A 14,075-nucleotide genomic window follows, 5' to 3' on the forward strand; every position below is an offset into this window, starting at 1 on the left:
TTTTTATCCTTTATTCTTTTCCGATTCAGCAGATTCTGATTCAACACTATCTAGTTTCCCCATGACTCGACCTGCAAATCCATAAACTTCTCGCTTACCCACCAAAGCCACCAATTCAATATTACGACCCTGCCCAGGTTCAAAACGAATCGCCGTTCCTGCAGCAATATTAAGACGAAAGCCTTTTGCCTTCTCACGATCGAACTGTAAAGCATCATTGGCTTCATAAAAATGAAAGTGTGAACCGATCTGAACTGGACGATCACCCAGATTATCTACCCGAATTTTAACGGACTCACGTCCCACATTGAATTCAAGATCACCTTCTTTCGTGATCACTTCACCCGGAATCATGGCATGCTCCTATACAATCGGTTGATGTACCGTGACCAATTTCGAACCATCTGGAAATGTCGCTTCGACTTGGACTTCAGAAATCATTTCGGCAATGCCATCCATAACATCATCACGCCCTAGCAATGTTGTGCCGTAATGCATTAAATCACTCACAGTCATGCCATCGCGCGCGCCCTCTAAAAGAGCTGCTGAAATAAAGGCAATGGCTTCTGGGTAATTAAGCTTTAAACCTCGTGCTTTACGGCGTTCCGCGACCAGACCTGCTGTAAAGATCAACATTTTGTCTTTTTCTGTCGGATTAAGTTCCATATTGTTACCCTTATTTTATCTATGAATAAATGCAAAAATTATGCAAAGTTCAAACCTGACGTCTTCTCGATCAATCACATTAAAAACAGAAATTTAAGTTCGCCAAATACGAGGAAACTCTTCATCTAAATCAAACCAATAACGTCGTAGACAGGCTCTAATTCCAGCAAATACATCATGGCATTGCCGTACATCATTGCCTAAATAGCGGGCGCTCACGACATAATCGAGTACAGTTAACGTCACGGGAATATTCATACGCATAATCAATTCACGAATACGATGGATGTGTTCATCTAAATAAAAAGTTGACCGATATTCTTCAGGAGGAACGGCCCAAAAACTTGCCATTACAGCATTGCCATTCATTCCTAAACATGAGCTTAACCAACGATCATTGCCCTTAAAATGCAAACAATCTGCAACCAATAGTTTTTTATTTTGATAAAGTTGAAACTTGTTTTGATAAAGACCTTGGTTAAATTTCTCTTCTCGTGCTTGCCGTCCTAAGACCAACATATCCCAACCGATAAAACTTGCTGTTTCAGCCAATTCAATCTTAATTTCAGAATATGCAACTGCACCATTAAAAAGCATCGTTTCTTGGGGTAGCCATTCAAAAATGGCTTGCTCTTCAACTTGAATAAAAATATGTTGGAAAGCCTGTTTTTTATTGGTTTTATACCACTTACCTGCACCTGGAGTCGTGACTAAAGCATGGGCTTGTTGTTCTACTTTAATATCAAAAGTTAAGTGATCTCCACCCGCGATACCAGCAGGCGGATGCACAATAATGGCATGACATATGCCTGTTTTTTCAGGCCATAGCATTTTTTGCACCCGAACAGGTCCAAAATGCTTTCGATGATGCAAAATGGTGCGATAGCCATCTGCTTTAAAACCCAATTCGAGTTTTGCATACCAATATGATGCATTTGTACTATTCTTTATCTCCAAATTTTGCTTCATGGGCAACTTTATTTATCAAGTTCATATAGAACTAGCAAGAAATGCACCAATTTTTATCAAGCTAATTTTATAAAGGGCGAATACTTGTTTTTTATCAAAATTTCCCAGTTAAATCCTGAATTCATAATGTACAACTGACAGCCTGAACTGTTAGAAAATATGAATGATTAAAAGGGGGGGAATTTCATGAAATGAAAAATAGAACAGATGTCGGTATCAAAAAAATTAATAAATATTCATAGTTATCGTTATTCTTAAAAATCTTTTAAAAACCCAGTTTCTTAGCATACTCTCATCATTATCTCGTATTTCTGAGCACTATTACTATTATTATCAACATTAACTCCATGATGTTTCCATAGAAATGATCGAATATAAAATTATGGAATCGACCTCGATCAATGAGAGAAGCACCATGAATAAATTAACATCAGTTTTATTAATTTCATTCACTATAGCAGTCTTTGCAAGTTCTGCAATGGCAGTAACACCAGCGAAACATGCCACGACTCATGTTGCGACAGATCAACATAAAATTGCACAAGCTCATACTGACAAAATGAAAGTCACAGCAAAAATTGAAAAAAGTAAAACCGACTAAAGCAAAAACTATGGTTTCCAAATAATATGAGTTAACTCAATAAAACCAATCTGTTTTCACCACATCTAATCAAGATGTGATTTTTTTATGCCACAGCTTTTCAGTAGGTTTCATAAGCCAAAGTGATAAATAGCGCAGTAGTCGATCAAACATAACCTGCTGTAATACCCAACATGTCAGCAGAGCCAATAGCAAACAAATGAAAATTTTCAACCCAATATTAAAATTTAGTTTTAAATAATGAGAAAGAAAGATGACAACAAAACCATGTAATAAATAGACAGGTAAAGTATGTGCCCCCAATTGAATAAAATGTGATTTGATTAATTTTGACAATGAAAAAATAGCACAAACACCTAAGCTTGAAACAAGTAAACACCCTGCTCGAATAAGCGTTCCATCCATCACACTCACTTTTAGTTGCCTATAACTTAAACTGCCATACAACCAGTATTGATTAAGATGTGTTGTATAGACCAATGCAACTATGCCAAGAAGAACGAATAATCCAATAATAGTGGAAAATTTAAAATCTTGAATGCTCTGAAGAATGATCTTGCCATACATATGACCAATCACAAAAAAAGGTAAGAATACAAAAATACGGCCTATTGAATATTGATAATTATTCCAAGGACTTAATCCAACAAATAAAGCCAATGCCAACGAAGCTAGCACAGGTAAAGGCATTTTTTTAAGAAAATATGTAAAAAGTGTCCATACCATCATGCCCATTAAATACCATAAAACCCAATAAGGTCGTTCGAACCAATTGATCCAATTAAAGTTAAACTTTCCTGTCCATAAAGCATCAAAAGCAGGAAATAAAAATTGAAAAGGCAAATATAAAGAGAGGAAAAATATAATATTTTTGAACCAGTTTTTATCTTTAAAAAGTAAACCTGAAATAAAAATAAATGCTGGCATATGAATAAAGTAAATCACTCCCAAAAGTGTATGACTGGTAGGCTCTCCCCAGCCAATGAAGCGCTCTAAAAAATGCCCCCATACCACTAAAAAGATGAGAATCGCCTTACTACTATCTAAATATTGATCTCTCATCTAGTTCTATCCTTTCTGATCTATTCAGTATTTTAAATTTGATCGAATCAAATAAATAGACTAATTTTCAACTTACTGTTCTATCCCGTGAATACCCATTTATACTTCGATTTCTCTTCATGTTACACTTTGCTCAATTTCCCCATAAATACTCCTCACAGGTATGAACAAAGAGCATCAATACAAACCCGGTGAATTTCAATGGCGTTTTTTACTCCCTCAATATTGGGGAATTTGGATTGCTATTGTCTTTTTGATGCTGCTTGCGATTCTACCTTGGGCAATTCAATATCGCCTTGCTACGTTTATTGGTCATTTAGCTTTCAAACGGCTCAAATCCCGTCGTAAAACGACTATTCGCAACTTAGAAATATGTTTTCCTGAATGGACAGCAGAGCAAGTTCAAGAAAATGCTCGCCAAGTCTTCATCGACATGATGATTGGATTTTTTGAAACATTAAATGCATGGTATTCGCCAAAATGGTTTAAAGATCGGGTCAGCATTGAAGGTCTTGAAAATTTGACCAGTGCACAAGCAAAGGGAAATGGCGTATTACTTTTAGGTACACACAGTACACTTTTAGATGCTGGTGGTTATCTTTGTGCAAAATATTTTAAGCTTGATGTGGTTTATCGCCCACAAAACAATCCTTTGTTAGACATGCTTATTTATCGTTGTCGCTCCACGATTTATGATCATCAAATTGACCATGACAATATGCGTGGTTTAATTCGACAGCTCAAACAAGGTGATGCAATTTGGTATAGCCCTGATCAAGATTACGGTTTAAAACAAGGTGTTATGGCACCATTTTTTGGAACACCTGCCGCAACAGTCACAGCACATCGTCGTTTATTAAAAATTTCAAAAGCGGTTGCAGTTCCTTTATATTTTTATCGAGATGGTGATATTAAAAACCCTCAATATCATGTTTTGCTTGAACCTATCGTTGAAAACTTGCCGAGTGATGATGAAGTAGAAGATGCAATTCGAGTGAATAAAATCATTGAAAATCAGCTTCGAATTGCTCCTACACAATACATGTGGTTCCATCGTCGTTTTAAAACTCGCCCTGATGGGTATGAACAGATTTATTAATTTTCTTTTTCTCTCACGTTTTCAACACGCTTATTAAGGAACTCTCTTATGAAAGTTATGCAACTCCTTCCTGAACTAAATAGTGGTGGTGTTGAACGTGGTACTTTAGAAATTGCCAAAGCTTTAATTGCCGATGGTCACGAATCTATTGTTGTATCAAATGGGGGGCGTTTAGTCCCTGAGTTAGAGGCTGAAGGTACAACACATTTAAGCTTAGCCATTCATAAAAAATCTTTATCAAGTCTTTGGCAAATTCGCCCTTTACGTAAACTGATTGAGCAACATCAACCTGATATCGTACATGTGCGTTCACGCGTTCCTGCTTGGCTGACCCATTTTGCTTTAAAAGGTATTCGAACAGATCAGCGTCCGCATCTGATCAGTACCGTACATGGTTTTTATTCAATTAATCGTTATAGTGCGATTATGACCCAAGCAGAAAAAGTCATTGCCGTATCAAATAGCGTTGTGAAATATATTACTGACCATTATAAAAATTGCCCGCCTGAAGATATTGTTCGTATCTATCGTGGAATTGATTCAAAAGCCTTTCCACATGGTTATCAACCCTCTGCTCAGTGGATTAATCAAACTTTTGTTGATTTCCCTCAACTTGAAAATAAATTTTTAATTTGCTTACCAGGTCGTATTACACGCTTAAAAGGTCATGAAACACTCATTGAATTAATTGAACAATTACAGCATCAATATCCAAATGTGCATGCCGTTGTTGTTGGTGGTGCTGATCAGAAAAAAGCAGCGTATCTAGATGAGTTAGAAAAGACCATTCAATCTAAAAGTTTAAGAGAAAAAATCACCTTTGTTGGACACCGTTCAGATATTCGTGAATGGCTCGCTTTTAGTGATATTGTTCTTTCGCTATCCAATCAAGCAGAGACATTTGGGCGCACCGCATTAGAAGCTTTATCTGTGGGTACACCTGTAATTGGATGGAATCGAGGTGGTGTGGCAGAAATTTTATCTCATCTCTATCCACAAGGTTTGATTGATGTTGATGACAAAACTATCCTATTAAGCGTCATCAAACAGCATATTGAAACGCCTCAATCTGTTACTCCTGTAACGATGTTTAGCTTAAAAGACATGTGTGATCAGACCCTTGCCTTATATAAACAAGTTACCAAGCTTTAACCTTACAAAATTCAATTTTTCTTTAAACCGAAGAAATTATACTGAGATGCTGGACTAAATTTTAGTTGAGCATTTTCTGTTAATTTTTGAGGCTTTGAATGAATATAATGAATAAGCTATTTTTAGTGCCTTTGGCGACTCTTATTTTAACAACAACCGCTTGTAGCGATAAGAAAAATACGTCTACGAACTCAGCAAAAACAACTGAGACGACAACAAACAATACTGCACAAGGCAACTGGAAAGCGAAAGCCAATGAACTGTCTTCTGCAAATGCAACTGACATTAAGGCTGATTTGATCCAATTAAATCTGATCATCAATCATTCAAATACAAAAGCGATAGAATTAAGAGATGAAGCTTCTAAAGCAAAAAATGCACCTGATAAAATCAAACAAATCTTAGTAAAAAGTCATGACACTCAAGCTGAAGTTCAACAGCAAATGATGGGGCTGAATTTAAAAAGCCAAGAAGTTCAAAACATTCGTACGCAGATGATTGATAATTTAATGACAGCGAATAAATTATTTGATTTATCCATGAAATCAGACTTTAACATGACTGTACCGAATGAAGAGTTTAAGCAATTAACGCAACGCTCTATAGCAATACAACAAAAAATAGCAATAGAATTAGATGCATTGAATACGCAATATTCAAAATAATACTCAAGCACAAATGAAAATTCCAAGCGAACCTTATAAAGCTCGCTTGGAATATATGAGAAGTGAATTTATGTTCAATTACATCAATCAATAACTAAATAAAATTTAGATTAAAAAACTTAATAACAATCAATTTCTCCCTTCTTACTTTATTTCTGTACATACTCTTTTTATCAGTAGAACCTTTCAATTTAACCTAAGGTTCGATTCAATATGAAAAGAGTAAAAGTGTTTTAAGTTAAGCAAAAAATTCCTCCTCCATGTGAATAAAAAATTCTAATTTCAAATCAAATATCGCATTACACTGCTTGTAATTTATAAGCATCTAAATGAAGCTGTTGGTTTAATTCATCAATCCAAATCGCCCAATCATCATCTTGTACTAAATGGCTAATTAAAAAGTCGCGCTGTGATCTATTCCAAAACGGCGCATCATGTAGTGATTGTTGTGCTGGTAGTTGATGTGTGCGCACATAAAGTTCTATCGCTGCTGGACTGTGTGGAAGCCCCAATTGTGAAAACAATAATTCTAAGGATGGTTTGTTCGTCCTGAGCATAGCACGCTCCTTATAAGTTAATTTGTCATTCTTTATGTAATTAACTTATAAGATATCTTCACGGAAAGATAGCATTAAACACAAATCAGTTGTTTCAATTTGTATTTAAATTTCACCCTATATAAATCCGATCTTAAAATAGTTCATTAATGCGAATTCTTTTGTTGATCCTGACTCATTAATTCATTTAAGTTATCAATTACTAATGACCAATTATCATCTTTTTGCCAATGGCTACGAAGAAACTCACGTTGTGAATCTGTCCAAAAATTTTCTTCATGCATCATAAGATCTTTTGGTAATTGATGAGTTTCAACAAAATGGTCAATTGAAGCATCATCTGAAGCTAGACCCAGTTGATCAAAAAGTAATTTCAGCGTCGGTTGTTCATCAAACATATCTTTATCCTCATGTTATTTATTGTATTGATTCAAACTATCGTGCTTTGTTAAAAATTTCAGCTAACACTTGGCATCTTCTTGTTATGTTTGTGTGACTTTTTAAATGCAATAAAAAAAGCACCCCAAAAGGGGTGCTTTTCTAAAAACTTAGTCTAAAAAACCAAGCTTTTAAAAATTAGTTGAACAAGTGAGCAACAGCAGCACGTTCGCCTTCTAATTCTTCAAGTGTAGCATCCATACGTTCGCGGCTGAATGCATCAATTTCTAAGCCTTCAACACGTGTGTATTGACCATTTGCACAAGTCACTGGAACACCATACATCACGCCTTCTGGAATACCATAAGAACCGTCAGAAGGAATACCCATTGTTACCCATTCGCCGTTTGTGCCAAGAGCCCAATCGCGCATATGGTCGATTGCAGCATTCGCAGCAGAAGCAGCAGAAGAAAGACCACGTGCTTCAATGATTGCAGCGCCACGTTTACCAACAGTAGGAAGGAATACATTTGCATTCCATTCTTGGTCGTTAATCATGTCTTTAACGCTTTCGCCATTGATTGTCGCAAAACGATAATCAGCATACATTGTTGGAGAGTGGTTACCCCAAACAGTCAGTTTCTTGATATCTTTAACTGCTTTACCTGTTTTAGCCGCAATTTGGCTAAGCGCACGGTTATGGTCAAGACGTAACATAGCAGTGAACTGACCAGGATTTAAATCAGGTGCAGATTTCATAGCAATGTAAGCATTCGTATTTGCAGGGTTACCTACAACAAGAACTTTAACGTCACGGCTTGCGTGGTCGTTAATTGATTTACCTTGAACAGTAAAGATTTTTGCATTTTCTTGTAAAAGCTCAGCACGTTCCATACCAGGACCACGTGGACGAGAACCTACAAGTAAACAGTAATCCGCATCTTTAAATGCAACATCTGGATTATCAGTACCGATCATGCCTTCTAAAAGAGGGAATGCACAGTCTTCAAGCTCCATCATTACGCCTTTAAGCGCAGCTTGTGGCTTCTCAAAAGGAACTTCTAACAACTGCAAAATAACTGGTTGATCTTTACCTAGCATTTCGCCACTTGCGATACGAAACAGTAAGCTATAACCAATTTGACCTGCAGCGCCAGTAACGGCAACACGAACGGCTTGCTTCATCTAATTATCTCCAATTGAGGATATTCAATGCGATTAAATAGTTAGTCCATTTAATCTAATCATCATAAACGCCAAAGATTGTACTCCAATCTTTTCGTAGATGCATGTGAAAGAGACCCAATTTCAACAAAAGTATGATAGGAAATATAAATAAAATGTATCAAAAAAGCTTAGTAAGCACCTTTGATTAAGAAAGAATTTGGGCAGTTAGATACAACATGACTCGAACATTCTTTATATTGCCCATTCACTTTGTAGCAAATTTCAATTTCAGTCAAAACGGGGTTAGATTTCAAACTTTGACAAGTAAAATGTATCCCATTACTTGGCATGCTTGGGTTCAATCTTAAAAACTGTGATCTTAAATTATTGTATTGAACTGTTTTATTTTCAGAACTTGCTAAATCTGCAGGAATTTTTAACTTTTCAGCAAAATTAATCACCATTCTAAAATATTGACTGGCATTCATTGGAATACAACCGCCTATATTTTTCCATAGCTGAATTCTTGCACTTTCTTCAGGCATGATCCGCGCCACAACTTTCGCTTGTAACGGTGATAATGCTGCTGAAGAATTGGTTGTACAGTCCTTACTATTGGTTTCAGGTGACAATCCAGTAATGGTTAGTGAATACCCCTCTAGGCATTTCCTTTTTTTCTGTTTATTGCCATCTAAAGCACAGGCTGCAGGTGTCATTTGCACCTGCATCACATAGCCTTGTACTTGTGGTGTCGCAGCATTGACCTGAATATTAAAAAAAGACCATCCTGCGCAGATCAAGATCCACGCTAAGCATTTCTTTTTCAAACTTCGGTATATGCTGTACTTCATTACTTTAGGCACTAAATGAAAGATTAAATTTAAAAACCAACATGCTATTGAACACTACGTGTTGGAATGATTGGCATACGGCTTTCAATTTTTTGAGCGCCCTGCCCCAACAAAATTCCATAGTGCACCGCATTGGTCATCACATTTTTCACGTAATCACGGGTTTCATTTAAAGGAATAGATTCCGTATATTGATCTGCAGCCAAAGACTGATAATCAGGCTGCCAACGTTTCGCACGATTTGGCCCCGCATTGTATCCTGCTGTTGCCAATACAGGATTGCTACTCAATTGATTCTGAATCATCGACAAATAATACGTACCATAACGAATATTGGTATTGGTATCTGTTAACGCAGCAGGATTATAGGTTTCACCCATTTGACGGGCCACTAATTTAGCGGTGTTTGGCATAATCTGCATTAAACCACCTGCACCGACATGTGAACGAGCCGCACTAACGAATCGGCTTTCTTGGCGCATCAAACCATAAGCCCATGCAGGATCAATACCGACATTACGACTATGGTTCACAACCGTTGCCTGATGAGGTGTTGCATAACGATAAGTATCATTATGCTTTTTCTCTGTACGATCTGCCGCATAAATTGCGCGATCATACCATCCCATATCTGTTGCACGTTTTGCTGCAGCAAGAAGCAAGCCATCATCATGCTTTAAGTATGCTTGACGAACAGCCCAGTTCCATTCTCTATTGGTATAATTTGCAGGTGCATTAATATTGCGTAAGGCAAATGCACGGCGAAAATGAATATCTTGATTCAGTCGTTGTAAATCACTATCAGATGGTTGCTCGTTTGCAGGAGCCGTATTATAGCGTTGCCCAATATGATCTTTTGCCAAAAGGTTATGATAATCATCACCCGACATAGCTAAACGACTAAAAATTTCTTGTGCAGTTTTTTTAGATTGGGCATCCGCACGTTGCTCTGAAGCACGCGCCAACCAATATTGCCAACGATCTTCCTGTTTTTGCGTTACGCTCATGCTGTCTATCGCACGAATCACACTTTCCCAACTGCCAAAACGAATCGCTTGACGTGCATAAACATCCGCTTCTTCTGCACTAAATGGCACACCATAACTGGCATCAAAACTGTTTAAAACTTCACGGTTAAAATTATTTTTCATTACTGTCGTACCACCAATATATCCCACGGTACGGTAAATATATTTTTGTACATCCGCTGGTACACCTTGCACTAGCTTAGGCACAGACTGTAAAGCAGAGGTTAAATCGGTATCTGCAGCTCGCCCAAGTGCAAAAGCAAGATAAGCATAATCTTGCACATTGTTTTTTGGCGCACTCCACAAATAATTTAAAGGATTGGCTTGGATTTGATTGAGTTGCGCTAAGGATAAATCAATTCCCATGCTTTGAGCAGTTGCAATCGCATAACCTGACTGCCCTGCGCGTAATTGTGCATAGAGTCGTTGTTGACGGTCTTGTGTTGTCATTAAAGGACTAGACAACATCATGCGTCCTAATCCAGTGCACGAATCAGGTTGAGAGTTGGTCGCCAACCACACATCTTTATATTCTGCAAAAACCAATTGATCCCCTGTTTTGGCACGAACTTGTGCCACCGCACAGCTTTCAGCTTGGTCAGGATTACTAACAAAGGGCAAAACAGGTTGTGCATTAATAAAGTCTGCTTGTTTGACTTTTTCTTCAACATAATCGGCAGATAACTTTTCAGCCATTGCAGATTGAGGATAACGTTGAGCAAAACTGGTAATTGCACTAGAGGATTGAAAACCGAGATTACTATTCAATTTCCAATATTCAGGATAATAACCCAGTGCATCATTTTGCATAGCAAATTGGTATTGATCGAGTTGTGTTGGACTATTTGCCACACGCAAAGCATCATTAAACTGTTCTTCAGCCGCGTGAGAAATTTGCAAACCAGCGCATGCCATAAATCCTAAGACATAACTTTTTAATTTTTTTTGATTCAATTGTTGCTTTAACACTATTTTTCTCACAACCGTTCTTCATCCTGCGTGGCTTATTGGCGACTAGCTTGAGCACTCATATGTGCCTAGTTTAATTATTCTAATCCATTTCTACTGTTGTGTTGTGTAACCTTCTGATTCATCTCTATTAATCAAATCGTCATTTGAGTTAAAAATCAGCGTTTAATGATGAACATATATTTATTATTCCTTTAGCTTGAAATGCTGTAAAATATTGGCCTTTTAAAGAATACAGCCTTAAAGCCATATTCATTTACGTTTTTGTAGTTCCCTAATACTCATATACATAGGATAGAAGCCTCCATGACGGTTCAAACCTTCATTCCAAATGGTGCCAAAGCTGCCTCAGAAAACACTGTTCTCCAGCCACAGCACACTCTTGCAAGCGATGTAGTGAAAAAACTCTATATCGAAACGCAAGGGTGTCAGATGAATGAGTACGACAGTCATCGTATGGCAGATCTTTTAGGTGATTCGCATGGTTATGTGCTCACTAAAGACCCTAAAGAGGCAGATATTCTGTTAATGAATACCTGTTCTATTCGTGAAAAAGCACAAGAAAAAGTGTTTTCTGAATTAGGTCGTTGGCGCAAACTCAAAGAAAAAAATCCTGACCTTGTGATTGGTGTTGGGGGATGCGTTGCTTCACAAGAAGGTGACAACATTCAAAAACGTGCACCTTATGTCGATATGGTATTTGGTCCACAAACCTTACACCGCTTGCCACAAATGTTAGATCAGCATAGTGAGCAAATTGAAAAACCGAAGAAAGATAAAATCCGCTTAGTGGATATTTCATTCCCTGATATTGAAAAATTTGACTTCCTACCTGAACCGCGTGTTGAAGGTTACAAAGCTTTTGTTTCCATTATGGAAGGCTGTTCAAAATATTGCTCATTCTGTGTAGTTCCTTATACACGTGGTGAAGAAGTTTCACGCCCATTGGATGATGTCTTGGCTGAAATTTCAGGTTTAGCTGAAAAAGGCGTTCGTGAAATTTCATTGCTGGGTCAGAATGTGAATGGTTACCGTGGTGAAACATTTGAAGGTGAAATTTGTACCTTCGCTGATTTACTTCGTTTGGTCGCTGAAATTCCGGGTATTGGTCGTTTACGCTATACAACATCACATCCACTTGAATTTAATGATGATTTGATTCAATGCTATCGTGACTTACCACAAATGGTTTCGCATTTACATTTACCTGTACAAAGCGGTTCAAATGATGTGTTACAAGCGATGAAACGAAATCATACGATTGATGTCTATATCGAAAAAATTGCCAAACTTCGTCAAGTTCGCCCAGATATGCATTTATCTTCAGACTTTATTATTGGCTTCCCAAATGAAACAGATGCTCACTTCGAAGAAACCTATCAATTTATTCAAGATCTAGACTTTGACCATTCATATAGTTTCATCTATTCAAAACGCCCGGGAACACCTGCTTCGGAATTAGAAGACACGACACCTGATAGTGTGAAAAAAGAGCGCTTGGCGAGAGTTCAACAATGGATCAAACGTTCAAGTATTGAAAAGACCGATGCAATGTTGGGTTCAATCCAACGTGTACTGATTGAAAATGTTTCTGACAAAGATCCTAATTTATTGGTCGGCACAGCAGACAATACACGTTTAGTAACATTTATTGGTGATGCGACTTGGGTCGGACGCTTTGCGGAGATTGAGGTTACAGAGATTAAGACCCTAAATTTAGTTTATGGCGAACTCTTGAATCTTGAGCCTGACGTGGCGTAATGTAAGGGGATAGACTTTATTTAAAAAAAAGGATATCTCTTGACTGCAGCAATTAGACGTACAGTAGCTTTTCCCGGTATTTCAATTGACCGTTTAAAAAGCATGTTGGGTGCTTATAACGGTCATTTGAAACAAATCGAACAACGTTTAGATGTGAAAATAGCCCACCGTGGTGATAGCTTTTTTATTGATGGTGACATTGATGCAGTTGAGAGAGCTGAAGGACTCATGCAACGTTTGCATGACGAAGCTGAATTCTCTCAACAAATTAGTCCAGATACATTGCACTTAATCATTCAAGGTAGTCAAACTGACCGTGAGTTACAACTTGATCCAGATCAGGAACATACAGGTCTAGAAGATGTTTGGTTACAAACACGTAAAGGGCGAATTAATCCACGCGGTGCAAATCAAAAGCGTTATGTGCAACGCATTTTGCAAAGTGATATCTCTTTTGGTATTGGCCCTGCGGGCACAGGCAAAACCTATCTTGCTGTTGCTGCTGCTGTTGATATGCTTGAACGCAACGAAATACAACGCATTCTTTTGGTACGACCTGCTGTTGAAGCGGGTGAAAAACTGGGGTTTTTACCAGGTGATTTAAGCCAAAAAATTGATCCTTATTTACGCCCACTTTACGATGCTTTGTATGAAATGCTCGGTTTCGAAAAAGTGGCTAAACTAATTGAACGTCAAATTATTGAGGTTGCTCCCCTCGCCTATATGCGTGGTCGTACTCTGAATCATTCTTTCGTGATTTTAGATGAAGCACAAAATACAACACCTGAACAAATGAAGATGTTCTTAACCCGTTTAGGTTTTGGTTCTCGTGCTGTTATTACAGGTGATATCACTCAAGTCGATTTACCCCGTGGTCAACAATCTGGTCTAGCACATTGTTTACGGGTTCTTGAGGGTGTTACAGAAATTCATATCACTCGCTTCCATTCTCGTGATGTTGTTCGACATCGACTTGTACAAAAAATTGTAGAAGCTTATGAAGGATGGGACAGTGAACAATATCGATTAAGTGCCGAAGGTCGTGCTGAACGAAAAGCACGTCAAGAAGCCTTAATTTCTGCAAATGACACTGCTGCGGATGCTCAACATGCTGAGCAATCAACAGAAAGTCAGGAAAATGTTTAAGGAC

Annotated in this window: 15 protein-coding genes; 6 read left to right on the forward strand and 9 right to left on the reverse strand. The window is 37.7% G+C overall.

All coding sequences use genetic code 11. The annotated features are described in order from the left end of the window. Window positions 1-3 precede the first annotated feature (3 nt). The 3 genes from B9T35_RS00850 to B9T35_RS00860 all read right to left on the reverse strand — a co-directional run bounded on the left by B9T35_RS00850 (window position 4) and on the right by B9T35_RS00860 (window position 1,635). Window positions 4-354: an urease subunit beta gene (locus B9T35_RS00850; RefSeq protein ID WP_086189247.1), complete on the reverse strand. Its 351-nt coding sequence runs from the start codon at window positions 352-354 to the stop codon at window positions 4-6. A 9-nt stretch (window positions 355-363) separates the two neighbouring features. Further along, the gene (ureA, locus tag B9T35_RS00855; protein WP_086189248.1) at window positions 364-666 is read right to left on the reverse strand and encodes an urease subunit gamma; all 303 of its coding nucleotides are present in this window, start codon (window positions 664-666) and stop codon (window positions 364-366) included. 93 nt (window positions 667-759) lie between these two features. Beyond that, on the reverse strand, window positions 760-1,635 hold the full coding sequence (locus B9T35_RS00860) for an urease accessory protein UreD (RefSeq protein ID WP_086189249.1): 876 nt from the start codon (window positions 1,633-1,635) through the stop codon (window positions 760-762). Between the two features lie 415 nt (window positions 1,636-2,050). Here B9T35_RS00860 and B9T35_RS00865 point away from each other — a divergent pair, with 415 nt between their 5' ends. Beyond that, complete coding sequence (locus B9T35_RS00865; RefSeq protein ID WP_086189250.1) at window positions 2,051-2,236, forward strand: hypothetical protein; 186 nt, start codon at window positions 2,051-2,053, stop codon at window positions 2,234-2,236. Window positions 2,237-2,305: 69 nt separating this feature from the next. On the opposite strand, the gene B9T35_RS00870 is transcribed toward B9T35_RS00865, so the two are convergent. Beyond that, window positions 2,306-3,298 carry an acyltransferase family protein gene (locus B9T35_RS00870; RefSeq protein ID WP_086189251.1) on the reverse strand — a complete coding sequence of 331 codons (993 nt, stop codon included), beginning with the start codon at window positions 3,296-3,298 and terminating at the stop codon, window positions 2,306-2,308. Window positions 3,299-3,461: 163 nt separating this feature from the next. On the opposite strand from B9T35_RS00870, the gene B9T35_RS00875 reads away from it, so the two are divergent. The 3 genes from B9T35_RS00875 to B9T35_RS00885 all read left to right on the forward strand — a co-directional run bounded on the left by B9T35_RS00875 (window position 3,462) and on the right by B9T35_RS00885 (window position 6,214). Then, window positions 3,462-4,397 carry a lauroyl acyltransferase gene (locus tag B9T35_RS00875; RefSeq protein ID WP_086189252.1) on the forward strand — a complete coding sequence of 312 codons (936 nt, stop codon included), beginning with the start codon at window positions 3,462-3,464 and terminating at the stop codon, window positions 4,395-4,397. Window positions 4,398-4,445: 48 nt separating this feature from the next. Next, window positions 4,446-5,549, forward strand: a complete 1,104-nt coding sequence (locus tag B9T35_RS00880) for a glycosyltransferase family 4 protein (RefSeq protein ID WP_086189253.1) — start codon at window positions 4,446-4,448, stop codon at window positions 5,547-5,549. Window positions 5,550-5,647: 98 nt separating this feature from the next. After that, window positions 5,648-6,214, forward strand: coding sequence for a hypothetical protein (locus B9T35_RS00885; RefSeq protein ID WP_086189254.1), 567 nt, complete (start codon window positions 5,648-5,650; stop codon window positions 6,212-6,214). 299 nt (window positions 6,215-6,513) lie between these two features. On the opposite strand, the gene B9T35_RS00890 is transcribed toward B9T35_RS00885, so the two are convergent. The 5 genes from B9T35_RS00890 to B9T35_RS00910 form a co-directional block, all read right to left on the reverse strand. After that, a complete protein-coding gene (locus B9T35_RS00890; protein WP_086189255.1) occupies window positions 6,514-6,771 on the reverse strand; it encodes a DUF2789 family protein in 258 nt (85 codons plus the stop codon). A 146-nt stretch (window positions 6,772-6,917) separates the two neighbouring features. After that, the gene (locus tag B9T35_RS00895; protein WP_086189256.1) at window positions 6,918-7,169 is read right to left on the reverse strand and encodes a DUF2789 family protein; all 252 of its coding nucleotides are present in this window, start codon (window positions 7,167-7,169) and stop codon (window positions 6,918-6,920) included. Between the two features lie 178 nt (window positions 7,170-7,347). Next, window positions 7,348-8,334, reverse strand: a complete 987-nt coding sequence (locus tag B9T35_RS00900) for a malate dehydrogenase (protein ID WP_086189257.1) — start codon at window positions 8,332-8,334, stop codon at window positions 7,348-7,350. Between the two features lie 170 nt (window positions 8,335-8,504). Further along, a complete protein-coding gene (locus B9T35_RS00905) occupies window positions 8,505-9,167 on the reverse strand; it encodes a ribonuclease T2 family protein (RefSeq protein ID WP_086189258.1) in 663 nt (220 codons plus the stop codon). Between the two features lie 44 nt (window positions 9,168-9,211). Further along, window positions 9,212-11,110 (reverse strand): lytic transglycosylase domain-containing protein, encoded by a 1,899-nt coding sequence (locus B9T35_RS00910; RefSeq protein ID WP_086189525.1) that lies wholly within the window; start codon window positions 11,108-11,110, stop codon window positions 9,212-9,214. A 360-nt stretch (window positions 11,111-11,470) separates the two neighbouring features. On the opposite strand from B9T35_RS00910, the gene miaB reads away from it, so the two are divergent. Together miaB and B9T35_RS00920 are read left to right on the forward strand one after the other, a co-directional pair. Next, window positions 11,471-12,925 (forward strand): tRNA (N6-isopentenyl adenosine(37)-C2)-methylthiotransferase MiaB, encoded by a 1,455-nt coding sequence (gene miaB, locus B9T35_RS00915; RefSeq protein WP_086189259.1) that lies wholly within the window; start codon window positions 11,471-11,473, stop codon window positions 12,923-12,925. Between the two features lie 39 nt (window positions 12,926-12,964). After that, window positions 12,965-14,071: a PhoH family protein gene (locus tag B9T35_RS00920; RefSeq protein WP_086189260.1), complete on the forward strand. Its 1,107-nt coding sequence runs from the start codon at window positions 12,965-12,967 to the stop codon at window positions 14,069-14,071. Window positions 14,072-14,075: the final 4 nt, after the last annotated feature.

The sequence above is a fragment of the Acinetobacter sp. ANC 3832 genome (assembly GCF_002135415.1).
Lineage (GTDB): Bacteria > Pseudomonadota > Gammaproteobacteria > Pseudomonadales > Moraxellaceae > Acinetobacter.

Coding starts and splice junctions, on each gene's coding strand:
- B9T35_RS00905 (WP_086189258.1), bottom strand. CDS start 9,167: ATGAAGTACAGCATATACCGAAGTTTGAAAAAGAAATGCTTAGCGTGG.
- B9T35_RS00850 (WP_086189247.1), bottom strand. CDS start 354: ATGATTCCGGGTGAAGTGATCACGAAAGAAGGTGATCTTGAATTCAAT.
- B9T35_RS00900 (WP_086189257.1), bottom strand. CDS start 8,334: ATGAAGCAAGCCGTTCGTGTTGCCGTTACTGGCGCTGCAGGTCAAATT.
- B9T35_RS00865 (WP_086189250.1), top strand. CDS start 2,051: ATGAATAAATTAACATCAGTTTTATTAATTTCATTCACTATAGCAGTC.
- ureA (WP_086189248.1), bottom strand. CDS start 666: ATGGAACTTAATCCGACAGAAAAAGACAAAATGTTGATCTTTACAGCA.
- miaB (WP_086189259.1), top strand. CDS start 11,471: ATGACGGTTCAAACCTTCATTCCAAATGGTGCCAAAGCTGCCTCAGAA.
- B9T35_RS00880 (WP_086189253.1), top strand. CDS start 4,446: ATGAAAGTTATGCAACTCCTTCCTGAACTAAATAGTGGTGGTGTTGAA.
- B9T35_RS00860 (WP_086189249.1), bottom strand. CDS start 1,635: ATGAAGCAAAATTTGGAGATAAAGAATAGTACAAATGCATCATATTGG.
- B9T35_RS00895 (WP_086189256.1), bottom strand. CDS start 7,169: ATGTTTGATGAACAACCGACGCTGAAATTACTTTTTGATCAACTGGGT.
- B9T35_RS00885 (WP_086189254.1), top strand. CDS start 5,648: ATGAATATAATGAATAAGCTATTTTTAGTGCCTTTGGCGACTCTTATT.
- B9T35_RS00890 (WP_086189255.1), bottom strand. CDS start 6,771: ATGCTCAGGACGAACAAACCATCCTTAGAATTATTGTTTTCACAATTG.
- B9T35_RS00870 (WP_086189251.1), bottom strand. CDS start 3,298: ATGAGAGATCAATATTTAGATAGTAGTAAGGCGATTCTCATCTTTTTA.
- B9T35_RS00875 (WP_086189252.1), top strand. CDS start 3,462: ATGAACAAAGAGCATCAATACAAACCCGGTGAATTTCAATGGCGTTTT.
- B9T35_RS00910 (WP_086189525.1), bottom strand. CDS start 11,110: ATGGCATGCGCTGGTTTGCAAATTTCTCACGCGGCTGAAGAACAGTTT.